Origin of the sequence: Bordetella muralis, from assembly GCF_965139205.1 — a bacterium.
GTDB lineage: Bacteria > Pseudomonadota > Gammaproteobacteria > Burkholderiales > Burkholderiaceae_B > Bordetella_A > Bordetella_A muralis.
Window position 1 is genome coordinate 122,437 of the sequence record NZ_CBCSIU010000012.1, and the last position, 21,897, is coordinate 144,333.

Annotated in this window: 21 protein-coding genes and 2 pseudogenes; 9 read left to right on the top strand and 14 right to left on the bottom strand. The window is 60.6% G+C overall.

From position 1 onward, the window contains the following. Positions 1-150: 150 nt before the first annotated feature. From ACNA0I_RS17545 to ACNA0I_RS17570, 6 genes are all read right to left on the bottom strand, one after another. A complete protein-coding gene (locus tag ACNA0I_RS17545) occupies positions 151-1,881 on the bottom strand; it encodes an ABC transporter substrate-binding protein (protein ID WP_415807292.1) in 1,731 nt (576 codons plus the stop codon). A gap of 89 nt (positions 1,882-1,970) precedes the next feature. Further along, positions 1,971-2,279, bottom strand: coding sequence for a DUF2160 domain-containing protein (locus ACNA0I_RS17550; protein ID WP_415807293.1), 309 nt, complete (start codon positions 2,277-2,279; stop codon positions 1,971-1,973). Positions 2,280-2,292: 13 nt separating this feature from the next. Continuing rightward, positions 2,293-3,105, bottom strand: a complete 813-nt coding sequence (locus tag ACNA0I_RS17555) for a carbohydrate ABC transporter permease (protein WP_415807294.1) — start codon at positions 3,103-3,105, stop codon at positions 2,293-2,295. Beyond that, on the bottom strand, positions 3,098-3,979 hold the full coding sequence (locus tag ACNA0I_RS17560; protein ID WP_415807295.1) for a carbohydrate ABC transporter permease: 882 nt from the start codon (positions 3,977-3,979) through the stop codon (positions 3,098-3,100). The genes ACNA0I_RS17555 and ACNA0I_RS17560 overlap by 8 nt, the downstream gene beginning before the upstream one ends. Next, entirely contained in the window at positions 3,976-5,073 is a 1,098-nt protein-coding gene (locus ACNA0I_RS17565) for an ABC transporter ATP-binding protein (RefSeq protein ID WP_415807296.1), read from the bottom strand. Before ACNA0I_RS17565 ends, ACNA0I_RS17560 begins: the two co-directional genes overlap by 4 nt. Continuing rightward, positions 5,073-6,272 carry an ABC transporter ATP-binding protein gene (locus tag ACNA0I_RS17570; RefSeq protein WP_415807297.1) on the bottom strand — a complete coding sequence of 400 codons (1,200 nt, stop codon included), beginning with the start codon at positions 6,270-6,272 and terminating at the stop codon, positions 5,073-5,075. Before ACNA0I_RS17570 ends, ACNA0I_RS17565 begins: the two co-directional genes overlap by 1 nt. Positions 6,273-6,406: 134 nt before the next feature. Between ACNA0I_RS17570 and ACNA0I_RS17575 the strand changes: the two are divergent. Both ACNA0I_RS17575 and ACNA0I_RS17580 read left to right on the top strand, forming a co-directional pair. Further along, positions 6,407-7,192 (top strand): annotated as a pseudogene (locus ACNA0I_RS17575) (DeoR/GlpR family DNA-binding transcription regulator); the annotation flags it as partial. A gap of 236 nt (positions 7,193-7,428) precedes the next feature. After that, entirely contained in the window at positions 7,429-9,147 is a 1,719-nt protein-coding gene (locus ACNA0I_RS17580) for a glycerol-3-phosphate dehydrogenase/oxidase (RefSeq protein ID WP_415807299.1), read from the top strand. A gap of 168 nt (positions 9,148-9,315) precedes the next feature. Here ACNA0I_RS17580 and ACNA0I_RS17585 read toward each other — a convergent pair. After that, a partial coding sequence (locus ACNA0I_RS17585) for an isocitrate lyase/PEP mutase family protein (RefSeq protein ID WP_415807300.1) occupies positions 9,316-10,043 on the bottom strand: 728 nt, incomplete at its 5' end. 1 nt (position 10,044) lies between these two features. Then, positions 10,045-10,167, bottom strand: a pseudogene (locus ACNA0I_RS17590) (isocitrate lyase); the annotation flags it as partial. Between the two features lie 149 nt (positions 10,168-10,316). Here ACNA0I_RS17590 and ACNA0I_RS17595 point away from each other — a divergent pair. From ACNA0I_RS17595 to ACNA0I_RS17605, 3 genes are read left to right on the top strand one after another with little or no spacing between them, the layout of a single operon-like run. Beyond that, positions 10,317-11,237: a LysR family transcriptional regulator gene (locus ACNA0I_RS17595; RefSeq protein ID WP_415807301.1), complete on the top strand. Its 921-nt coding sequence runs from the start codon at positions 10,317-10,319 to the stop codon at positions 11,235-11,237. Positions 11,238-11,282: 45 nt separating this feature from the next. Further along, positions 11,283-11,765, top strand: coding sequence for a YbaK/prolyl-tRNA synthetase associated domain-containing protein (locus tag ACNA0I_RS17600; protein ID WP_415807302.1), 483 nt, complete (start codon positions 11,283-11,285; stop codon positions 11,763-11,765). Between the two features lie 38 nt (positions 11,766-11,803). Further along, positions 11,804-12,574 (top strand): NRDE family protein, encoded by a 771-nt coding sequence (locus ACNA0I_RS17605; RefSeq protein ID WP_415807303.1) that lies wholly within the window; start codon positions 11,804-11,806, stop codon positions 12,572-12,574. A gap of 14 nt (positions 12,575-12,588) precedes the next feature. On the opposite strand, the gene arfB is transcribed toward ACNA0I_RS17605, so the two are convergent. The 4 genes from arfB to ACNA0I_RS17625 form a co-directional block, all read right to left on the bottom strand. Then, on the bottom strand, positions 12,589-13,005 hold the full coding sequence (gene arfB, locus ACNA0I_RS17610) for an alternative ribosome rescue aminoacyl-tRNA hydrolase ArfB (RefSeq protein ID WP_415807304.1): 417 nt from the start codon (positions 13,003-13,005) through the stop codon (positions 12,589-12,591). Between the two features lie 150 nt (positions 13,006-13,155). Continuing rightward, complete coding sequence (locus ACNA0I_RS17615) at positions 13,156-14,916, bottom strand: IlvD/Edd family dehydratase (protein WP_415807305.1); 1,761 nt, start codon at positions 14,914-14,916, stop codon at positions 13,156-13,158. Positions 14,917-14,947: 31 nt separating this feature from the next. Beyond that, positions 14,948-15,748 carry an HpcH/HpaI aldolase family protein gene (locus ACNA0I_RS17620; RefSeq protein ID WP_415807306.1) on the bottom strand — a complete coding sequence of 267 codons (801 nt, stop codon included), beginning with the start codon at positions 15,746-15,748 and terminating at the stop codon, positions 14,948-14,950. A 15-nt stretch (positions 15,749-15,763) separates the two neighbouring features. Next, on the bottom strand, positions 15,764-16,738 hold the full coding sequence (locus tag ACNA0I_RS17625) for a Bug family tripartite tricarboxylate transporter substrate binding protein (protein WP_415807307.1): 975 nt from the start codon (positions 16,736-16,738) through the stop codon (positions 15,764-15,766). Positions 16,739-16,864: 126 nt separating this feature from the next. Between ACNA0I_RS17625 and ACNA0I_RS17630 the strand changes: the two genes are divergently transcribed. Genes ACNA0I_RS17630 through queD form a run of 3 tightly spaced genes read left to right on the top strand, consistent with a single transcriptional unit; the run spans position 16,865 to position 19,129 of the window. Beyond that, positions 16,865-17,983, top strand: coding sequence for a LacI family DNA-binding transcriptional regulator (locus ACNA0I_RS17630; protein WP_415807308.1), 1,119 nt, complete (start codon positions 16,865-16,867; stop codon positions 17,981-17,983). A 38-nt stretch (positions 17,984-18,021) separates the two neighbouring features. Continuing rightward, the gene (gene queE / locus ACNA0I_RS17635; RefSeq protein ID WP_415807309.1) at positions 18,022-18,654 is read left to right on the top strand and encodes a 7-carboxy-7-deazaguanine synthase; all 633 of its coding nucleotides are present in this window, start codon (positions 18,022-18,024) and stop codon (positions 18,652-18,654) included. A 31-nt stretch (positions 18,655-18,685) separates the two neighbouring features. Continuing rightward, complete coding sequence (gene queD / locus ACNA0I_RS17640; protein ID WP_415807310.1) at positions 18,686-19,129, top strand: 6-carboxytetrahydropterin synthase QueD; 444 nt, start codon at positions 18,686-18,688, stop codon at positions 19,127-19,129. A gap of 10 nt (positions 19,130-19,139) precedes the next feature. On the opposite strand, the gene ACNA0I_RS17645 is transcribed toward queD, so the two are convergent. Together ACNA0I_RS17645 and ACNA0I_RS17650 are read right to left on the bottom strand one after the other, a co-directional pair. Beyond that, complete coding sequence (locus ACNA0I_RS17645; RefSeq protein ID WP_415807311.1) at positions 19,140-20,225, bottom strand: TRAP transporter substrate-binding protein; 1,086 nt, start codon at positions 20,223-20,225, stop codon at positions 19,140-19,142. Positions 20,226-20,238: 13 nt separating this feature from the next. After that, positions 20,239-21,027 carry an aldolase gene (locus ACNA0I_RS17650; RefSeq protein ID WP_415807312.1) on the bottom strand — a complete coding sequence of 263 codons (789 nt, stop codon included), beginning with the start codon at positions 21,025-21,027 and terminating at the stop codon, positions 20,239-20,241. Between the two features lie 195 nt (positions 21,028-21,222). Here ACNA0I_RS17650 and ACNA0I_RS17655 point away from each other — a divergent pair, with 195 nt between their 5' ends. Continuing rightward, a complete protein-coding gene (locus tag ACNA0I_RS17655; RefSeq protein WP_415807313.1) occupies positions 21,223-21,819 on the top strand; it encodes a helix-turn-helix domain-containing protein in 597 nt (198 codons plus the stop codon). The last annotated feature ends 78 nt before the right edge of the window (positions 21,820-21,897 follow it).

Below are 21,897 nucleotides of genomic sequence, written 5' to 3' on the forward strand. Positions count from 1 at the left end.
GCCCCTGGTCATGGGCCGAGTCNNTGCGATAGGCCCGGCGGGGCTTTTACACGCCGANCTCCTGCGTCAAAAGAACGCCACACTACGCATGCCACAGCCAGCAACCGCGGCGGAAAAAATGTCCCACCGCGGCTTCCTGCCTCAGTCAACTCAACGTACCTTGCCTTCTTTCCAGGCTTGCAGCAGTTGATCGTACGGAATGGTCTGGCCTTGTGGTTTTTCGTTGGCCAGCTTCTTCCAAGGCGCATGTTCGTCCGACAGCCACTTGGACGGATCGCTCTTCTTGTTGAGTTTCGGTGCGCACTGCGCCATCCCCGCGCGTTCCAGACGCGCCATCACCTTGTCCATCTCGTCTGCCAGGTTGTCCATGGCTTTTTGCGGTGTCTGCTCGCCCGTGACGGCCGTGGCGACGTTCTTCCACCACAGTTGAGCCAGCTTGGGATAGTCGGGTACGTTGTTGCCGGTAGGCGTCCATGCCACCCGTGCCGGGCTGCGATAGAACTCGATCAGACCGCCATAGTTGGCCGCATTTTTCGTGAAGTAATCGCTGTGTATATCGCTGTCACGCGTAAAGGTCAGCCCGGTGATGGACTTTTTCAACGATACGGTCTTGGCGTTCACGAACTGCGCATAGAGCCATGCGGCAGCCAGGCGATTCGGATCGGTGGACTTGAAGAACGTCCACGAGCCCACGTCCTGATAGCCGTTTTGCATGCCATCTTTCCAATACGGGCCATACGGCGATGGCGCCATGCGCCATTTCGGCGTGCCATCCTCGTTCACCACAGGCAGGCCCTTCTTGGTCATATCCGCGGTAAAGGCCGTGTACCAGAAGATCTGCTGTGCAATATGTCCCTGCGCCGGGACGGGCCCCGATTCAGAGAACGTCATGCCCATCGCCTGCGGCGGCGCGTATTTTTTCATCCAATCGATGTATTTGGTCAGCGCATAGACCGCGGCCGGGCTATTAGTCGCCCCGCCCCGCTCGACCGACGCGCCCACCGGCGTGCATTTATCGTCAGCGACGCGAATGCCCCACTCATCTACCGGCATTCCGTTTGGCAGCCCCTTGTCAGCGGCGCCCGCCATCGACAGCCACGCATCGGTAAAGCGCCAGCCCAGCGACGGGTCTTTTTTACCGTAGTCCATGTGGCCATAGACCTTCTTGCCGTCGAGTTCTTTCACATCATTGGTAAAGAAATCGGCTATATCCTCATAGGCCGACCAGTTTGTGGGCACGCCCAAGTCGTAGCCGTATTTGGCTTTGAATTTCTCGCGCAGGTCTGGCCGCGCAAACCAATCCGCACGGAACCAATACACGTTGGCAAACTGCTGATCGGGCAATTGATAGAGTTTGCCGTCAGGCGCAGTCGTAAAACTCGTGCCGATAAAATCCTTGATATCCAGATCGGGATTGGTCCATTCCTTGCCGTCCCCGCTCATATAGTCGGACAGCGGCAGAATCGCACCATAGCGATAATGCGTGCCGATCAAATCGGAATCGGAAATCCAGCCGTCGTAAATAGACTTGCCCGACTGCATCGAGGTCTGCAGTTTCTCGACCACGTCGCCTTCCTGGATCAGATCGTGATTGACCTTGATGCCGGTGATTTCCGTAAAGGCGCGCGCCAGCGTTTTCGACTCATATTCGTGGGTCGTGATCGTCTCGGACACCACGTTGATTTCGTTGACGCCCTTGGCCTTGAGTTTGGCTGCCGCGTCGATGAACCACTGCATTTCAGCCATTTGCTTGTCCTTGGACAAGGTCGATGGCTGGAATTCTGAATTCACCCACTTTTCTGCCTCGGGAGCGCCGGCCCAGGCCGTCGTGCTCCCGATCAACGCGATGGCCACGGCCATCGTCCGCATACGCAATTTCATGCCCCATCTCCTCGAAATAACTTCCCGTTATGCTGCGGACCTGGGCCTGGGAAGAATTCGGCCGACGGTCGGTTCCCTGCTGTTTTTATTCAACCCTTGCGCATGATCCAGGCCAGCGCCACAAGCGAGATTGCGAAACTGATCCACAATGTCGGCGGATCATCCAACTCGAACCATTCCATGAAATGTTCGCCAAAACCGACATAGGCCAGATTGATCCAGGCCATCACCATCAGACCGATAAAAAGCCGATCGCCGCGCGTCGTGGCCATAGGCAAAAAGCCTTTACGCAATCGCGTCGGCGATTTCAATTCCCATACCGTCATACCGGCCAGCATGAGCACGATGCAAATGAAGAACACCGCAACCGGCGTAGTCCATACCATCCACTGAAACATGGTGCGCGCTCCTTTAGACCCGGCCCATCGCAAAGCCCTTTGCGATGTAATGCCGCACGAACCAGATCACAATGCCGCCGGGCACGATGGTCAACACGCCTGCGGCGGCCAACACCCCCCAGTCCATGCCGGATGCCGACACCGTCCGCGTCATCGTCGCCACAATGGGTTTGGCATTGACCGACGTCAGCGTGCGCGCCAGCAGCAGCTCTACCCAGCTGAACATAAAGCAGAAGAACGCGGCCACCCCGACGCCCGATTTGATCAGCGGCAAGAAAATCGTCAGGAAAAACCGAGGGAACGAATAACCGTCGACATAGGCCGTTTCATCGATCTCGCGCGGCACGCCGGACATGAAGCCCTCCAGGATCCACACGGCCAGCGGGACGTTGAACACCAGATGCGCCAACGCGACCGCCAGATGCGTGTCCATCAACCCCAGCGAGCTATACAGTTGAAAGAACGGCAACAGAAACACCGCCGGCGGCGTCATGCGATTGGTCAGCAGCCAGAAAAACACATGCTTGTCGCCGATGAAGCGATAACGAGAAAACGCGTAGGCGGCGGGCAACGCCACTGCCAACGAGATCAAGGTATTGATCACCACATAAATCAGGGAATTGATATAGCCTGAATACCAGGCCGAGTCCGTGAAAATGGTGAGATAGTGTTCAAAGGTGAAATCACGCGGCCATAGGGTCAGGGCCCCGACGATTTCGGTATTGGTCTTGAACGACATGTTCAACATCCAATACAGCGGCAGGATGGCGAACACCAGATACAGCAACAGAAAGCCTGTACGCCAGGCTCGGCCTCGGTTATCCATGAACGTCCTCCTGCGTGGCCGTGCCAGCGCGCTGCATCCAGTTATACAGGACGAAGCACAGCAGCAAAATAATCAGGAAATACACGATAGAAAATGCCGCCGCCGGCCCCAGGTCAAATTGGCCCACCGCTTTCTGTGTCAGGTATTGCGACAGGAACGTCGTGGCGTTGCCTGGCCCGCCACCGGTCAAGACAAAGGGCTCGGTGTAAATCATGAAGCTATCCATGAAACGCAACAGCACCGCGATCATCAGCACGCCGCGCAGTTTGGGCAACTGGATATAGCGAAACACCGCCCACCGCGTGGCGCCGTCGATGCGGGCAGCCTGGTAGTACGCCTCGGGAATCGCACGCAGCCCGGCATAGCACAGCAACGCCACCAACGGCGTCCAATGCCACACATCCATGACCAGCACCGTCAGCCAGGCATCCAGCGGATCACCCGTGTATTGATACTGCACGCCCAACCACGTCAGCGCGGCGCCCATCAGGCCGATATCGGTGCGCCCGAATACCTGCCAGATCGTGCCGACCACGTTCCATGGGATCAACAACGACAGTGCAATGATCACCAGCACCGCAGATGCGCGCCACCCCGTGGCTGGCATGCATAGGGCCAACAGAATGCCCAACGGAATTTCGATGGCCAGCACCGCCAGGGAAAAACCGATCTGCCGCAGCAAGGCACTGTGCAACTCCTCGTCCTGCAGCACCGCCGCATACCACTCCGTGCCGACAAACACGCGCCGGTCCGGCGACAGAATGTCTTGCACCGAATAATTGACGATCGTCATCAGCGGCAGAATCGCCGAGAACGCCACGCATATCACCACCGGCAACACCAATAGCCAGGCACGCTGATTAATCGGTTTCATGTCAGCAGCTCCTCGTTCCGGTAGAAGCACGTGTGCGTATTCAGCAAAGGCAGCCACACCGTATCGCCCACCGCGACCGCACTGCCGGCACGCGCACGAGCGCGCAACAGGGTGCCCTCGAACTCGCCGCTCAGCAGCAGATAGGTCCCCAGGTCCTGCACTCGCGAGACCCGTACAGGCACGGCCCCGGGTGTACTGGCCGCGCAAGGGTGCAAATATTCTGGCCGCACGCCCAATCGGACCTCGCCAGCGTCTGCCAGTCGTGCTGCCCTGTCTGGTGCCCAACCGACATGGCCGTCCCATAGGCGACTGGTCCCGACCGTCAAGACACCGTCTCGCCATTGCGCCGGCAAAAAATTCATTCCCGGTGAGCCAATAAAATTCCCCACAAACGTATGCGCGGGACGCTCGAACAGATCCTCAGGTGTGCCGATCTGCACGGCCTTGCCGCGCGACATGACAACGACCTGTTCAGCAAACGTCAGCGCCTCGGTCTGATCGTGCGTGACGTAGATCAGCGTCAGATTCAGTTCTTGATGAATCTCTTTGAGCTTGCGCCGCAGTTGCCATTTCAGATGCGGGTCGATGACGGTCAAGGGCTCGTCGAACAACACCGCGGATACATCGCTACGCACGAGTCCCCTGCCCAGGGAGATTTTTTGCTTGGCATCGGCGCTCAGTCCACTCGCGCGACGATTCAATTGCGCGGACATGTCCAGCATCTCGGCAATGCGGCCGACGCGTTCCCGGATATGGGCCTCGGGCATACCGCGATTGCGCAGCGGAAAAGCCAGATTGTCCGCTACGGTCATCGTGTCGTACACCACTGGAAACTGAAACACCTGAGCGATATTCCGCTGCTGCGGCGTCATCCCCGTCACGTCGCGGCCGTCGAACAAAATGCGGCCCTGCGACGGTTTCAACAGACCGGAAATGCAATTGAGCAGCGTCGTCTTGCCGCAACCCGATGGCCCGAGCAAGGCATAGGCGCCGCCGTCGCGAAACGTAAAACGCAAGGGCAATAACGCGTAATCGTCATCCGATTGGGGATGACTGACATACGCATGAGCCAAATCCAGTTCGATCGCGGCCATCAGGCAGCCCCCGCCGGATTACCGGCCGCCAGCAACCGGCCCGCCGCGTCGAAGGTGTACAAACTCGCAGGATCGAAATACAGGGTCAACGAATCCTCCAACTGATAGCGGTGTACGCCTGCCAACTGCGCGACCACGGGCCCCGCCGCCGTCTGGGCATGCACATAGGTATCCGACCCGGAAATCTCCGCGAGCTTTACTGTGCCCTGCAACGCCACCCGGCCCGCGACCGGCTCGACACTGAAGGCGCCTGCCCGCAGTCCTGCCGTCATTTCGGATTGGCCCGTGCCGGCATGCGGCTGCGCGGCTGTCGCAGGTCGGCCAGCACCGGGGTTCTGGCCCGGCACGAAATCACGCGCGCCGGCGCCTGCGTCAGCCGGCGAGCCTGCGGCAAGCGCAGCCTGCCCCCTGCTGTCCGGCACACGCTCCGCCACCACTATGCCCCCCTGCAACACGATGCCGCCGTCCTGCCGCTGTGCAGCAAATAAATTCATTGGCGGGTCGCTGAACACCTGCGCCACCCGCAAAGACGCCGGCTTGTGAAACACCTCTGCCGCAGGGCCGTATTGCAGCAACTCGCCCGCATCCATCACCGCCGTATAGCCGCCCAGCAACAAGGCCTCGGCCGGCTCGGTCGTGGCGTACACCACGGTCGACTCCCCTTCGGCAAAGAGACTGCCGAGCTCGTCGCGCAACTCTTCGCGCAGCTTGTAGTCCAGGTTGACCAGCGGCTCGTCCAGCAAAATCAGCGGCGCCTGCTTGGCCAGCGCCCGCGCCAACGCCACACGCTGCTGTTGACCACCCGACAATTCGGCCGGATAGCGTTGCAGCAAATGTTCGATATGCAAGCGCTCGGCCATCGCATGAACCCGGGCCCGGATGTCTGCCGCGCCTCGCAGCTTCAGCGGCGAGGCGATGTTGTCGTACACCGACATCGACGGATAGTTGATGAATTGCTGGTACACCATGGCCACGTTGCGGCGGCGTACCGGCACCCCGGTGACATCCACCCCGTCGACCAGCACCCGCCCCGAGGTCGGCCGGTCCAGCCCGGCCATGAGGCGCATCAGCGAGGTCTTGCCGGCCAGGGTCACCCCCAGCAATACGGTCATTGCCCCGGGAATTGGCGCCAAACTCATCGGATACAGATGCGTTTGCGCCCCCTCCTGCAGAGCGACCTGGTCCAGCGTCAACTGCATTGCTCTCCTCCGGATCACGGATTCGCTGCGTTTTCGTTGTATTTTTGCTTTTTTGCGTTTTACCTAACAAACGAAAGAAAAACAATCTTGCAGTGCGTCATTATTTTTCGCTTTTGTTGTTTTAATATACAGAAATGATCCTGAATCCTCGCCAAAGCGCACTGGTAGAACTCGTCCGTTCCCACGGGTCGGCCAGCATCGAGTCCCTGGCTCGGCATTTTGACGTCACACTGCAGACCGTGCGGCGCGATGTCAATCTGCTGGCTGAGGCCGGCCTCCTGTCACGTTTTCATGGTGGCGTACGCATCGAGTCGTCCACCATCGAAAACATCGCCTACCGCAAGCGCCAGGGCCTGCATGCCGAGGCCAAGCAGCGCATCGCCCAGGCCGTCGCGAAAGCCGTCCCGGATGGCTGTTCGCTGATTCTGAACATAGGCACCACGACCGAGGCCATCGCCCGCGCGCTGTTGCATCACCGGGGCCTGCGCGTCATCACCAACAACCTGCACGTGGCCGATATCCTGTCCGACAACCCCGACTGCGAAATCATCATCGCGGGCGGCGTTGTGCGTCCGCGCGACCGGGGCATTGTCGGTGAAGCCACCATCGACTTCATCCGCCAGTTCAAGGTCGATATCGGCCTCATCGGCATTTCCGGCATCGAGGCCGACGGTACGCTGCGCGATTACGATTTTCGCGAAGTGCGCGTTGCGCGCAGCATCATCGATCAGTCGCGCGAGGTCTGGCTGGCGGCCGACAGCAGCAAATTCCAACGGCAAGCCATGGTCGAGCTGGCGCATATTTCGCAGATCGACAGGTTCTTTACAGACGCCTATCCCCAGCCACCCCTGGCACAGGTACTGCAGGAATCCGGCGTGCGCTGCGTGATCGCCGAAGCGGACGCAAATGCTTTGGACGCAGATCCCTCGAATACGGGCAGCATGAGCGCTGCTGAGGCGAGCCCCTCAGGCAGGGACACTGACGTCCGCGACTCAGGCACGAACGCACATGACGGCGTCCAGATGGCGACGGGATTTTCTGAGCCCTCTCAACATCGTGCAGCCGCCGATGCCCCCACAGCCCCTCGCTCCCACCGCGGGCGGCCATAGCGCTTTATGCACCATTTCCCCTCTTTGCCCAAACCGATAAAAACACCATGAACACCGCCCCCGTTCCCAAAGCCATTCCCCGTCGCGATGCCCTATTGGGCGCCCTGAATGACAACGCGACCTGGGATGTGGTCGTGATCGGCGGGGGTGCCACCGGGCTGGGGACTGCGGTTGATGCCGCATCACGCGGCTACCGCACGTTACTGGTCGAAGGTCAGGATTTCGCCAAAGGGACATCCAGCAAGGCCACCAAACTCGTACACGGCGGTGTGCGTTACCTGGCACAAGGCAATATCAGCCTGGTGCGCGAGGCCCTGCACGAACGCGGGCTGCTTAATCGCAACGCACCGCACTTGGTGTGGCCCCTGGGGTTTGTCGTGCCGGCCTACGGTTTATTCGATCAGCCATTCTATGGCGTCGGGCTCAAGATGTATGACATGCTGGCCGGCAAACTCAATTTGGCGCCCAGCCGTTGGCTCTCAAAAAAAGAGACCCTGGCCGCGGCCAGCACCATTGCCCCGGACGTGAGCGGCCGCAGTCTGCGAGGCGGCGTGCTGTATTACGACGGCCAATTCGATGACGCTCGATTGGCGATAGCGTTAATGCGCACCTTGTTCGATCTGGGTGGCACCGCGATCAATTACGTACGTGCCGCGGGCCTGCTGCGCGGCAGCGATGTCCGTGAGAGTAAAGGCGCCATCGAAGGCGTGATCGTGCAGGACGTTTTCAGCGGTACGGAATACACCGTGCGTGCGCGCTGTGTGGTGAACGCTACCGGCGTATGGGTCGATAGCGTACGCCGCATGGATGACCCGCAGGCTCAGACCATGGTGGCGCCCAGCCAAGGCGTGCATCTGACGCTGCCGCGCGACTTTCTGCCGGGAGACAAAGCCATCCTCATTCCCAAGACCGACGATGGCCGCGTGCTTTTTGTCGTTCCATGGAATGGCCATACCATCGTCGGCACCACCGATGCGCCGCGCGACGATCTGCCGTTGGACCCCGTCGCGTCGAACGCCGACATCGATTTCATTCTGCAAACGGCGGCCCGTTATCTCAGCCGCAAACCCACGCGCGCGGATGTGACGAGCGTGTGGGCAGGCCTGCGTCCGCTGGTCAAGGCGACCGGCGAGACCGCGACAAAAACGCTGTCGCGCGAACACACGATCCTGGTGTCGCGCAACGGCCTGGTCACCGTCACTGGCGGCAAATGGACGACGTACCGCCGGATGGCTCAGGACGTCATCGACACCGCCATTCAACATCAGCTGTTGCCTCAGGCGCATTGCCGAACCGCGGATTTACCCCTGCATGGCGCAAACCCGGTGGGAGCACAACCTGGCCGGGCCAGTACGGGGGCAACATTGTCTGCGGGCTCGAGCACCGGCTCCCATGCCGACGCAACGCGCAACACCACGGCCTCGCCGTCCGCGCATCAACCGGCCCATGGCACGCCCGACAGCTACTACGGCACGGATCTGCCGCTGCTGCGTGCCCTGCCCGGCATCGATCATGTGCTGGTCGGCGCCAGCGGCCTGACAGAGGCTCACGTGCGCTTTGCTGCGCGACACGAGCTGGCGCGCACCGCCGAAGACGTCCTCGCTCGGCGCAACCGCGCCTTGTTCCTCGATAGCGAAGCCGCCGTCCTCGCAGCCCCCGAAGTCGCGCGCATTCTGGCGGAAGAACTGGGCCATGACGCCGCCTGGCAACGCGCGACATTAGAGGCTTTCATGCACACGGCGGCGCATTATCGTCTCGACAAATAACACCTACTCGTAGATCCTCCGCGTACGAGCGGTGAAATACGGAAGATGAGATACGACGATGACAAACGGCGCCGTTTCCCGCGCCGTTTGTCAGTACATCTCAATGTAGCCGAGGCCAGCCTCCCGCATGAGCGATGCTCATCGTGAACTCGCCCTCGGGTCTACAACTTACAGCTTGTCCAGATCGAGATACCGGCTGGTTTGAACGATCTGCTCGCGCTCCTTGAAACTGGTCAGTTGCGCAGCCAACGCGCTGCTATCACCACTGCGCTTGATTTCCTGCAAGGTGGTCTGCATGGCGTAGATGGCAGCACGCTGCAAATCGGATGGAATGATGGCGATCTGATAGCCCAGGGCCGACAATTCATCGACAGGCACCAACGGCGTCTTGCCGCCGTAAAACATATTGATCAGCTTGGGGCCCGGAATCCGGCGCGCGATCTCGCGGATCTGCTCGATGGTCTCTGGGGCCTCGACAAACAACATGTCTGCGCCAGCAGCAGCGTACTGCTCGGCGCGCACCAGTGCGGATTCAAAGCCTTCGACGGCGATGGCGTCAGTGCGTGCGATCACCAGGCAATCCGGATCAGTGAGAGTCTGCCGGGCGATCTTGATCTTGCGCACCATTTCGTCTGTGTCGACCAGACTCTTGTCGTCCAGATGGCCGCAACGTTTGGGAAATGACTGATCCTCCAGATGGAAAGCCGCCACGCCGGCACGTTCCATGACGCGCACAGTACGCTCGACGTTGGCCGATCCGCCAAAACCCGTATCGGCATCGGCGATCACCGGTAAGCCGCTGGCCTCGACGATTTTCTCGACCCTGTCCATCACCTCGGTAAAACTCAGCAGCCCGAGATCGGGCACCCCGGCGGCGCGGGCGATCGCCCCGCCGCNGGCATAGACAGCATCAAAACCCGCCATCGCGACCAAACGCGCCGAAAGCCCGTCAAACGCGCCCGGCGCTACCAAGGTCTTGCCCGTCGTCAATGCCTGCCGCAACTGCTGCGTCGCTTTCATTTTCTATTCCTCGTCATTTAAGTCTGAATGGCCAACCCGACGCTATCCCGCACAACGGGCCATCTCGATCACGGCGCAAATTATGGCGCGGCCGAATCATTACGTCTAATATATTGAAAACTGATAATTCATACTTTATAAGTACCAATATGGAACTACGCCATCTGCGTTACTTCGTTGCCACCGCGCAGGCGGAACATTTCACCCGCGCCGCGCAGCAACTGGGTATTGCTCAACCTCCCCTGAGCCAGCAGATACGCGAGCTGGAAAAGGAAATAGGCGCCCCACTGTTCGACCGCGTCGGGCGTGGCGTAGTGCTCAACAGCGTCGGCAAAGTGTTCCTGGAACGCGCCCTCGATATCTTGTCGCGCGTGGATGATGCTCTGCACACGGCACAGCGTGCCGCGCGTGGCGAGGCCGGCGTGCTGCGCATCGGTTTCACCGAGTCCGCGTCCTTTAACGATCTGGTGACGCACACCATCAGTCTGTACCAACATCGGCATCCCGAGGTCGAAGTCAGCCTGGAGGAAAGCGATAGCGAGTCACTGATCGCCTCTCTCGGTGACAAGACGATCGACGCCGTGTTTGTACGGCCGCCTTTTTCCGTGGCCCGCGGCATTCATTTTGTAAAGCTTGCCGAGGAATCGCTCGTGGTTGTTCTGCCAGACAACCATCCCCTCGCCGCCCACACCAGCCTGCAACTGCGGGATCTGCACGCAGAACGCTTCATCATCTATGCCCGCAAATCGGGCTATGGCCTGAGCGCCGACATCATTTCCGCCTGCCGCCAAAACGGGTTCAACCCCAGCATCGGACAGCGCGCACCGCAGTTGTCGTCCGCTGTCAATCTGGTCGCCGCCGGCATGGGCATCGCCGTTATTCCAGCCTCCATGCGCTGCATGCAACCAACGGGTGTCACCTATCGCCCTCTGGACTCATCCTGGCCCAGAGCCGTACTTGGTTTAGCCACGCGCCGCGACGAAACGTCCCGTGTGGTATCGAATCTGCTGCAACTGATGAGCGAGATCAACGCTGCCCTACCCGGCCCGCTCGATAGCCCGCCCCATTGAGAGGGCGTATTATCTCGGGGTCGACTATCGCACCGCTCACCTGCCATGGATGTATTTCAGCAACTGCAAACTCTGCTGACCGATCACCAGATTTCCTATCGCCTCTTGCGCCATGAGCCCGCAGGCAAATCCGAAGAGGTCGCCGTCATCCGCGGCACGGCCGTCAGCCAAGGCGCCAAGGCGCTGGTGTGCCGCGTCAAGATCACGTCTAACCAGCGCAAAAATGTCCTGGCGGTTTTTCCGGCCGATAAACAGGCCGATCTGGCCGCGATTGCGTTAGCCGCTGGCGGTAAAAAGGCCTCGCTGGCCTCGCAAGACCTCGCGCGCGAACTCACGGGCTGCGAGATCGGCGCCATTCCTCCGTTCTCGTTCAACGAGGAACTATCGCTATTGGTAGACCCTTCGCTGCGCGAACGGCATGACGAAATTGTCTTCAATGCGGGGCGATTGGACGCATCCATCGTCATGCGCACAGAAGATTATTTTCTTCTGGCTCAGCCGGTACAGGCGACTTTTGTGCATGCTTGACGTGGCATGCTGACTCCTTCATCTCACTGAATCATTCCATGTGTCTCGCTGTCCTCGCCCTGCATCATCTCACCGGCATTCCCGTCCTCATTGCCGCCAATCGCGATGAGTTTCACGAACGCCCGACGCAAGCGGCATCAATGTGGCCGGGCGAGCCTCGCATCTATGCGGGTCGCGATCTGCGCGCAGGAGGCACCTGGATGGGCGTGAACGAACACGGCCGCTACGCCATCGTCACCAATTTTCGCGACCCGCAACACCTGCTGAACGACGCCCCGTCCCGTGGCGCATTGGTCGAAGACTTTCTACGCAGCGATGCGCGTCCGGCAGACTATCTCGCCGCGGTGCATGAGCGCGATGCCCACTACAACGGATTCAACCTGATCGTAGGCGATATCGCCGGCGCCTGTTATCTCAGCAATCGCGACGGCGCACCGCGTGCGCTGCCACCGGGGATCTACGCCCTCTCGAATCATCTGCTGGATACGCCCTGGCCTAAACTCACGCGCACCAGGATCGGCTTTGAACGCATATTGCAGGCCACGCCGCAACCCGACGTCGCCGCACTCTACGCCAATCTCTTTGACCGCACGCCCGCTGACGACGCGGACCTGCCTGCGACCGGTATTCCGTTGGACCGCGAACGCCTGCTCAGCAGCCCCTTTATCGTCAGTCCCAACTACGGCACCCGCGCCTCGACTGTGCTGGCCCTGCACGCGGATGGCCGCGGTGAACTGCACGAACGCCGCTACAGTCCGGACGGCGAGCCGGTCGGCGATAGCGATTTGACGTTCAGTTGGCAGGCATAAACCGCAGCTGCAGCTTAGTCTCCCGCCACTCTTCCGCGCAGGCGCTTGATTTCGCCGTGTAATACCTTGCGCTGCACCCTGCGCTGCTGCGACGCGCGTGTCGGTCGCGTTGGCCGCCGGGCTTTTACTGGCCGAGCCACCGCACGCACCATCTCTGCCAGACGCTCCAGCGCCTCGGCGCGGTTCTTTTCCTGGCTGCGATAAGCCTGCGCCTTGATGACGATGATGCCTTCTTTCGACACGCGCCGATCCGGCAATTCGCACAGCGCATCCTTGATGTGATCGGGCAGACTCGATGCCCGCACATCAAACCGCAGATGCACTGCGCTGGAGACCTTGTTGACGTTCTGGCCGCCCGCTCCCTGAGCGCGGATCATGCCGAACTCGATATCGCGCTCGTCGAGGTATAGGTCGTCTTGAATGTGATACATGAATAGAAAATCGGCGCGGCGCTAGAGGAATCCATCGCCGCTCTCGATCAAAATGAGAACTACAGATCACATTTCATCGTTATTTTCTGTTTTTGTGAAGTATCGATCACATTCTGATGCTTATCGGATCAAGTGCAATACCTGAACGCATCAATGGATGGGGGGCTCCGGCGTGGGGTCATTACCTGACAGACTGACGAAGTCGCAACCCAGATGGGCCTGCGTCACCTCGTTTTGATAGATACGCGTAAAGCCACGCGTATATGGTTGAGTCGGCGGCGACCATTGGCGACGGCGTTCAGCCAGCTCCTCATCGGACACCAGCATATCCAGGCTGCGTGCGCCGATGTCCAATCGGACCATATCGCCTGTACGCAACAACGCCAGCGGCCCGCCGATGGCCGATTCGGGCGACACATGCAATACGCATGTGCCATAGTGCGTGCCGCTCATGCGGGAATCGGAAATGCGCAGCATGTCGCGCACGCCCTTTTGCAGCAGCTTTTTAGGAATCGGCAGATTGCCCCATTCCGGCATCCCAGGCCCGCCAATAGGTCCGCCGTTACGTAGCACCAAGACCGTGTTTTCGTCCACATCCAGATCAGGGTCTGCCATGGCCTCGAACATTTCCGCGTTCGAATCGAATACCAGCGCAGGGCCTGTATGGCGCAGCAGATGCGGGCTCGCCGCCGATGGCTTGATGACGGCGCCGTTGGGCGCCAGGTTGCCGCGCACCACCGCCATCGCGAGACCGGCCTCGGCACAATCTCCCACGCCCTGTTTCAGCGGAGCGGCCGGATCCAGGATCGTGCCGTCCTCCTCGACCTCCGGCCAGTCCGCCAGGTTTTCTCCCAAGGTACGGCCCGTACAGGTCAGCGTGGACAGATCCAGATGAGCCGCGACCTTGCGCAATACCGTCGGCAAACCGCCCGCGTAGAAAAAATCCTCCATCAAACGCGTACCCGATGGGTAAAGATTGGCGATCACCGGAACGTCTCGCGCAATCGCATCAATCTCGTCCAGACTCAACGCAATCCCAGCCCTGCCCGCCATGGCGGGTAAATGCACTGCGGCGTTGGTAGAACCGCCCAGCGCGACATACGTCACCACGGCATTGCGAAATGCCGCAGCCGTGCAAATCCGCGAGGGTTTCAAGTCCTCCCACACCATTTCAACCGCGCGATGGCCGCACTGCCATGCCATGCGCGTATGTGCAGCATCCACCGCCGGAATCGCCATCGAGCCCGGCAGCGATAGTCCCAGGGCCTCGACGATGGCGGTCATGGTGCTGGCCGTCCCCATGGTGTTGCAGGTCCCCACGCTGCGCGTCATACGCGATTCCATGGCTACCCATTGCGATTTGTCGATGGCGCCAATGGTGTACTCGGCAAAGAACTTTTTAGTATGCGTGCCGGCCCCAACGGCTTCGCCGCGATAGCGGTCATTCAGCATCGGACCCGCCGGCATGAAAATGACGGGCAAGTCCATCGACAACGCGCCCATCACCAGGGCAGGCGGCGTCTTGTCGCAGCCTCCCATCAGCACCGCGCCGTCTATGGGCAGACTGCGCAGCAACTCCTCGCACTCTACCGACAGCAGGTTGCGGTACAGCATGGTGGTGGGCTTGACCATGACTTCGCCCAGACTCAGTGCGGGCAGTTCCAGCGGATAGCCGCCCGCCTGCAATACACCGCGCTTGACCGCCTCGGCGCGTTCGCGCAAATGCGCGTGGCACGGCGATAAATCGCTCCAGGTGTTGATGATGCCGATCACTGGCCGTCCCATGAATTCCTCACGGTTCAGGCCCTGCTGTTGCATGCGCTGGCGGTGCGCGAAGCCGCGGATGTCATCGCTGGCAAACCAACGGTGGCTGCGCAGCGTCTCTGGTGTCTTGCGTTTGGGTATGGTCATGAGGACGGTCAGATGATTGAGGTCGAACAGGTCAATAGGTGGCAGGCGTCACATCGGCGCCGCGTTTCGCGAACCGGGCAGCCGTCTCATCGCAGGCTTTGCGCAGCAGCACCTGATCCGTCGCCACGGCGACAAACAAGGCGCCCAGATCCAGGCACTCGCGCGCCCGAGGCTCGTCCAGCATCAATATACCGGGCGCCTTTCCGCAAGCGAGAATGCGGGGGATAGCGCTATCAATCGCTGCCCGCACCTTGGGATGATGCAACTCTCCAGGAACGCCCATACTGGCTGACAAATCCGCGGGACCAATGAACACGCCATCGATGCCATCAACCGAAGCGATCTGCTCCAATTGATCCAACGCCTCCATGGTCTCGATCTGCACCAACACGCAAAGCTCGCGTTCGGCCTCTTGCACGTAATTCGTGTCGCGGCCGAAACGCGAACCTCGCATGGATCCTCCCATCCCGCGCACGCCTCGCGGCGGATAACGCGTCGCCGCCACCGCCGCCTCGGCCTCATCGCGGTTCTGCACAAAAGGCAGCAACAGCGACTGCGCCCCCACATCCAGGTGCCGCTTGATCAGCACCGTGTCATTCCACGCGGGCCGCACGACGGCGGATGCAGGCCGATCATGTTCCGCGGCCACGGCCTGCAATAGCTGCTGAACCACAATGGGATCACTGGGCGTGTGCTCGGTATCAATCAGCAGCCAATCAAAACCCGCACCCGCGATGAGCTCGGACACCATGGGAAAAGGCAGCGTCGACCACAGGCCGATCTGTGATTGCCGCGCCTGCAAGGCACGTTTGAAAAGATTAGGACTAGGCATAGGAAAATAGAAACTTCAATCGATGTGGACGTTGCCGGCCTTGATGACCTCGGCCATGCGTTGGGAATCGGCTTTCAGACGCGCCTCGAACTCCTGCGGTGTGGACGACAGAATCTCACTGCCTTGCGCCTCTTGCGGTTTGCGAAACTCCGGCGTGGCGAGAATGGCGGCCATTTCCTTGTGCAGCCGATCGACGATGGGCGCCGGCGTACCGCTGCGAACCAACATGCCGCTCCACGCGATCTGTACGGTGCCAGGCGCGCCGGCCTCTGCCATCGTCGGTACGTCGGGCGCCAGCGGCGAACGTTTTTCGTCGGCCACCGCCAGAATACGCACTTTGCCCGCTTGCGCCACCGGCAACACCGCCGACAGATTATGGAACATCATGGGGATCTGCCCACCCATGACATCGGTCAGGGCCGCGGGTCCGCCCTTGTACGGCACATGCACCAGTTTGGTTCCGGTACTCGCCTCGAATTGCAGGCCGGTCAGATGCATGGTGTTGCCGTTACCTGCAGAACCAAACGCCAGTTGACCAGGTTCGGCTTTTGCAGCCTTGACCACATCGGCCACGGATTTGTAAGGCGTCTGCGCACCGACCACCAATACGTTCGGCGTCTGGTTCGTCAGCGTGATGGGCTGAAAATCCTTGAACGGATCAAACCCCGGAGATTTGTAGAGATGCGGATTGACCGCCAGCGTACTGATGGAACCATAGAAAATGGTGTAGCCATCAGCAGGACGCTGCGCCACATAGGCTGCAGCGATGTTGCCGTTGGCCCCTGCCCGATTTTCGACCACGACGGGCTGACCCAGGCGGGCGGCCAGGGCCTGCGCGAATGGGCGCGCAACGGCATCGGCAGCGCCGCCCGGCGGTTGCGGCACCACCAAGGTGACGGGCTTCTGGGGATAGTCGGCCGCGTGGGCGAGCGACGCGGCGGCTAACGCCATCGCGGAAAAAACAGCGCGGCCTAGACGCGAAATCATCATGGTTTGTCTCCTGTCTGGGGGATCAGCGGGTTGTCGTTTTATCTGCTGGCCCGGTCAAATGATACCGGTTTCATTTTATATGGTACCGGTATCATTTTGCACATGCAAGAGGTATAGTTCGATCCTATGACGCACGTACCCCCGCCCCCTTTGGACGCTGACCACGCGGCCGACCCCTCTGCTGAATCTCAGCCACGGTCCCGCACCCGCCCCAAACTCGGCCATTACACGATTCATGACGTGGCCGCGCTGGCAGGCGTGTCGTCTGTCACCGCGTCCCGCTATTTCAATGCGCCGCATAAAGTCTCGCAAAAACTGCGCGAGCGCATCGATGCCGTCATCGCCCAGACCGGCTATGCCCCCAATCAGATCGCGCGGCGGCTCGCCTCGACTCACGGTGGCCCTGTCGGTGCGATCATGCAGAACGTCAGCAGCCCTACGTTCGCCCAAATGGTGCGTGGGATGACCGATGCGCTCGAGGCGCAAGGCCTGCAATTGCTATTGGCCAATACCGAATACTCGGTGGACACCGAATCGCGCGCGATACGTGCCTTTGTGGGATGGCATCCCAGCGGCCTCATATTGACCCGTGGCGATCACTCCCCTGCCATCGACAGCCTGATGCAGACCTTGCAGATCCCTATCGTAGAGGCCTGGGAAATCCTGGAAGGCCGCCCGTATCACCAAGTCGGTTTTTCTCAGCACGATGTGGGGCTGATGCTGGCTGAGCACTTTCTGCAGCAAGGCGCGCGGCGCGTTCGCTTTGCCATGGCGCAGGGAGCGCACGGCGCGCAGGACACACGCGCCGAGCGGCGGGCGCAAGGCTATTCACAGGCCATGCGGCAGGCGGGACTCAGCAGCGACATCGTGCGCGTCGCTGCCGACGATGACTACGCGGCGGGCTTGGCTCACGTGACCCGATTGGCCCAGGAACCCGCAGAACAACGCCCCCAGGCCGTCATCTTTGCGCACGATCATCTGGCGCTCACAGCACTCTTGCGCGCGCCGACATTGGGTCTATCCATCCCGCGCGACTGCGCAATCGCGGGCTTTGGCGACGTCCCGCTGGCCAGCATTGTCGAACCCGGCCTGACCACTGTACGCACGCAGCCGTACAAAATCGGTAAACAAGCCGCTGCCACGCTGGTGGCTGCTCTGCAAAATTCAGCCAAGGAAATCACGGCACCCACCATCCATCACGTGCCATGCGAGCTGGTCGTGCGCGACAGCAGCCGGCTCCGGTAAAATACTGGATTACCCTAGATCGGCACCGCCGTTCTCGCATGACTTATTCCGCCAAAGAAATCTTCAAAACCCTGCAAGGCGAAGGCGCCCAAGCGGGGCGTGCCGCCGTGTTCTGCCGATTCGCCGGATGCAATCTGTGGTCTGGCCGCGAGGCCGACCGGGCCAGTGCCGCCTGTACGTTCTGTGACACGGATTTTGTCGGCACCAATGGCGAGGGCGGCGGCAAATTCGCCACGGCCGCCCTGCTCGCCGATACCATCGCGGCGACATGGGGCCCGGATACCCAGGACCGCTATGTCGTCTTCACCGGCGGCGAACCACTGTTGCAGCTCGACGAGGCCTTGCTCGAGGCCGTGCACGCGCACGGCTTTACCGTCGCCATCGAAACCAACGGCACGCTGCCGCCGCCCCCAGGCATCGACTGGATCTGCGTCAGCCCGAAAGGCACCGCGCCCGTCGTGATCGAACGCGGCCACGAACTGAAGCTGGTCTACCCGCAAGCCAATGCATTGCCCGAAACCTACGCCCACCTGGATTTCGAGCATTTTTTCCTGCAGCCCATGGATGGGCCGGCGCGCGTCGCGAACACCGAACAGGCCGTTCAATACTGTCTGCAGCACCCGCAATGGCGGCTCAGCCTGCAAACCCATAAATACATAGGCATTCCTTAATGACGACCCCTCACGCCCAGCGAGGCTTGCGATGATCTCAGTGACTCGCAAGCTGGAATTCGATGCCGGGCATCGCATCCCCGATCATCGCAGCCAATGCCGCAACCTGCATGGCCATCGCTATGTCCTCGAGGTCACGCTCACCGGCGATATCGTCGACGCGCCGGGGGAATCCGACAACGGCATGGTGATGGATTTCTCAGAAATCAAATCCATCGCCAAGCAGCATATCGTCGACCCCTGGGATCATGCCTTTCTGGTGTATCGCGGCGACGAGACGGTGCGCGGCTTTCTGGACACGCTGCCGGGCCACAAGACCGTGGTGCTCGACTGCATCCCTACGGTCGAAAACCTGGCCAGCATTGTTTTTCGCACCCTGGCGCCGCACTACCATGGGCACTATGGCGCACAACTGCGCCTCACCCGTGTCCGCCTGTACGAGACGCCCAATTGCTGGGCGGATTGCGAGGCCTGAAGCGCCCTCGTCACAGGCCCTTCTCTCGCGTTGCCATCAGATAGTTTTCCGCCGCGCCATCGTTCACGCTGTTCCACAGCAGTTGATCCGCCCGAAACTCTCGCCACGAGGCAAAGACCTTGGCGAACTGCGGACTCTTTGCCGCATAGTCGTCCAAGACCTGCTTGGTCGCGCTTTGCATTGCTTGCATGACCTCGCGCGGCCACGCCTTTAGTTTGACGCCCTGCCCCACCAGGCGCTTGAGCGCCACGATATTGTTGGCGTCATACTTGGCCAGCAAATCGTCGGCCGCCATCGCGCTAGCGGCACGCAATGCCTCTTGATAGCGAGGCGGCAGCTTGGCCCAGCTGTCGCGATTGATCGCCAGGCACAGATTGGCCCCCAGCTCCATGACGCCGGGGCCATAGTAGTAGCTCGCGACCTTGGCAAAGCCCAGTTTCTCGTCGTCGTACGGCCCGACAAACTCGACCGCGTCCAGCGCCCCTTTTTCCATCGCGGGATAAATATCGCTGCCCGCCACCTGTTGCGGAATGGCGCCGAGTTTTTCGTACACCATGCTCAGCATGCCAGGCGTACGTATCCGCAGTCCCTTCAGATCGTCGACTGTCTTGATCTCTTTGCGAAACCAGCCGCCCATCTGCGCGCCCGTATTACCGCAAGGAATCGCCAAGGCATTGAAGCGGGCGTACAACTCGTCCATCAATGCACCGCCGCCGCCATGCAATAGCCATGCCGTCTGCTGGCGCGGTGTCAGTCCGAACGGCACGCCTGTATCAAATGACAAGGCAGGCTCTTTGCCCAGGTAATAAAAACCTGCGGTGTGCCCGCACTCGGTCGTACCGTTCTGCACGGCGTCCAGCACCTGCAACGGCGGCACGATCTCGCCCGCGGAAAATCCCCGGATAGTGAATTTCCCATCCGTCAGATCGGAGACCCGCTTCGTCAGGTATTCCGCAGCCCCCCATACGGTATCCAGAGACCGTGGGAAACTACTCGGCATACGCCAGTTGATGGTGGGGGCCTCTTGCGCCACGACTGGCGCAGACAACAGGGCCCCACCCGCCCCTGCCAAAGTTAGGAAACGGCGGCGTTGCATGGCAAAGCTCCTCTTAATCGAGACAGTCAGGCGCCTCGCGCAACGCGCGACGAGCGAAATAGGCAAAGGTCAGTTCCAGTATCTTGGGCTTGACCAGAAAATCGTGGGATTCGCGTGCGCGGTCAGCAGGCACGGGATTGACCGGCCCGATCGCCCGCGCGCGCAATTGCAGCGCGGCGACTTGTTCCAGCCAGATCGCCATCACCGTGGCTTCCTCGACCGATTTGCCGGCGGTGAGCAAACCGTGATTCGCCAACAGGATGGCGCGCTTGTTACCCAATGCCTTGGAGATGATTTCGCCTTCGTCGTCGCCGATGGGCAAACCGGGCCACTCGGGCAGATAGGCGCAATCATCAAAGAATGGCGTGGCATCCATGTGCGCCACCACCAGCGGCTCGCCCACCATCGACAAGGCCGACACGGACGGAGGATGCGTATGCACGATGCACTGGACCTCTGGGCGATGCCGGTAAATCCAGGCGTGGAAACGATTGGCCGGGTTCGGCAGCGATTTACCGTCCAGGGGATTGATGTCTTCGTCGATCAGAATCAGCTCGCTGGCACGCGCCTCGTCGGCGCCGATCCCGAAAGGCAAGGTCCAGATCGTGCCAGGCTCATCGCCCCGCGAAGTGATCTGACCAGCCAGGCCGCCATGCCAATGACCTTGCGCTGCCAGCATCCGGCAAGCCAGGGCCATTTTTTGCGCCGAGGTCCAATGCGCCGAAGGTGTCGCACGCGATTCGATCTCGCGATCGACACGGCTGCGCAGGGCATCTTTATCTTGAAAAGCGTAATCCGACATCTTGATATCCGTTCATTCCAGGGAGAGACAACGCGTACCGGCCATCTCGTCTGCTTTGCCTTGTAGGCAACATGTTGCCCAAAGTACAAATTATTGCCCACATAAACAACAAGGGGAAACCCTCAAGTCCGCGCTGTGCGCAGCGCCCAAAAGTGGCATCATCGCGTTTTCGCCCGAGATAGTTGCCGCCTTTCCATGCCGCCCAAACGTCTGCCTCTAGCCGCCCCGCCCCCCGATGCTCAGCAAGTGGGGCTACGTATCCGGGCAACACGACGCCAGCGCAAATTGACGCTGACCGCACTGGCGGAGCAAACCGGCCTGGACAAGGGATTTCTGTCGCGCCTGGAACGTGGCGAAAAATTCGGGTCGGTCGGCACGCTGCACACGGTGGCGACTGTATTGGGGACGCCACTATCCGCTCTGCTCGGCGAGGCCGATCCCAAAGACGAAATCCATATCGTGCGCGCAAGCGAACGGCACCGATTGAGCTCGTCAGGCACAGAGCCGGGCGAACACACTTATGAAGCCATCACGATGGGGGCCAGCAACAGCGGCCTCTCCGTCATGGTCGTAGAGGTCGGCACGCATGGCGAGCGCACGGTGGCCCACCATGGCGGCGATGAATTGATCTTTGTGTTGGAAGGCCGCGTCCGCGTGCATTTCGGGGAACACACGGTGCTGCTGGAGCGTGACGATAGCGTGCGTTTTCCCGGCTATCTGCCACACAGCCTGTGTGCCGAAGGCCGCAAGACCGCACGGGCACTCATCATTATCGCCAGCGATCAGGCCTGATAGCGCCTTGCCTGACCGGCGCCCCGCCATCACATGACAACCGCTCCGGTCCCGCGCAATGAAGAGCGAGGCGCGCCG

Bases quoted from the DNA above. Each gene is read 5' to 3' on its own strand.
- ACNA0I_RS17545 (WP_415807292.1), bottom strand. From the start codon at position 1,881: ATGAAATTGCGTATGCGGACGATGGCCGTGGCCATCGCGTTGATCGGG.
- ACNA0I_RS17550 (WP_415807293.1), bottom strand. From the start codon at position 2,279: ATGTTTCAGTGGATGGTATGGACTACGCCGGTTGCGGTGTTCTTCATT.
- ACNA0I_RS17555 (WP_415807294.1), bottom strand. From the start codon at position 3,105: ATGGATAACCGAGGCCGAGCCTGGCGTACAGGCTTTCTGTTGCTGTAT.
- ACNA0I_RS17560 (WP_415807295.1), bottom strand. From the start codon at position 3,979: ATGAAACCGATTAATCAGCGTGCCTGGCTATTGGTGTTGCCGGTGGTG.
- ACNA0I_RS17565 (WP_415807296.1), bottom strand. From the start codon at position 5,073: ATGGCCGCGATCGAACTGGATTTGGCTCATGCGTATGTCAGTCATCCC.
- ACNA0I_RS17570 (WP_415807297.1), bottom strand. From the start codon at position 6,272: ATGCAGTTGACGCTGGACCAGGTCGCTCTGCAGGAGGGGGCGCAAACG.
- ACNA0I_RS17580 (WP_415807299.1), top strand. From the start codon at position 7,429: ATGAACACCGCCCCCGTTCCCAAAGCCATTCCCCGTCGCGATGCCCTA.
- ACNA0I_RS17595 (WP_415807301.1), top strand. From the start codon at position 10,317: ATGGAACTACGCCATCTGCGTTACTTCGTTGCCACCGCGCAGGCGGAA.
- ACNA0I_RS17600 (WP_415807302.1), top strand. From the start codon at position 11,283: ATGGATGTATTTCAGCAACTGCAAACTCTGCTGACCGATCACCAGATT.
- ACNA0I_RS17605 (WP_415807303.1), top strand. From the start codon at position 11,804: ATGTGTCTCGCTGTCCTCGCCCTGCATCATCTCACCGGCATTCCCGTC.
- arfB (WP_415807304.1), bottom strand. From the start codon at position 13,005: ATGTATCACATTCAAGACGACCTATACCTCGACGAGCGCGATATCGAG.
- ACNA0I_RS17615 (WP_415807305.1), bottom strand. From the start codon at position 14,916: ATGACCATACCCAAACGCAAGACACCAGAGACGCTGCGCAGCCACCGT.
- ACNA0I_RS17620 (WP_415807306.1), bottom strand. From the start codon at position 15,748: ATGCCTAGTCCTAATCTTTTCAAACGTGCCTTGCAGGCGCGGCAATCA.
- ACNA0I_RS17625 (WP_415807307.1), bottom strand. From the start codon at position 16,738: ATGATGATTTCGCGTCTAGGCCGCGCTGTTTTTTCCGCGATGGCGTTA.
- ACNA0I_RS17630 (WP_415807308.1), top strand. From the start codon at position 16,865: ATGACGCACGTACCCCCGCCCCCTTTGGACGCTGACCACGCGGCCGAC.
- queE (WP_415807309.1), top strand. From the start codon at position 18,022: ATGACTTATTCCGCCAAAGAAATCTTCAAAACCCTGCAAGGCGAAGGC.
- queD (WP_415807310.1), top strand. From the start codon at position 18,686: ATGATCTCAGTGACTCGCAAGCTGGAATTCGATGCCGGGCATCGCATC.
- ACNA0I_RS17645 (WP_415807311.1), bottom strand. From the start codon at position 20,225: ATGCAACGCCGCCGTTTCCTAACTTTGGCAGGGGCGGGTGGGGCCCTG.
- ACNA0I_RS17650 (WP_415807312.1), bottom strand. From the start codon at position 21,027: ATGTCGGATTACGCTTTTCAAGATAAAGATGCCCTGCGCAGCCGTGTC.
- ACNA0I_RS17655 (WP_415807313.1), top strand. From the start codon at position 21,223: ATGCCGCCCAAACGTCTGCCTCTAGCCGCCCCGCCCCCCGATGCTCAG.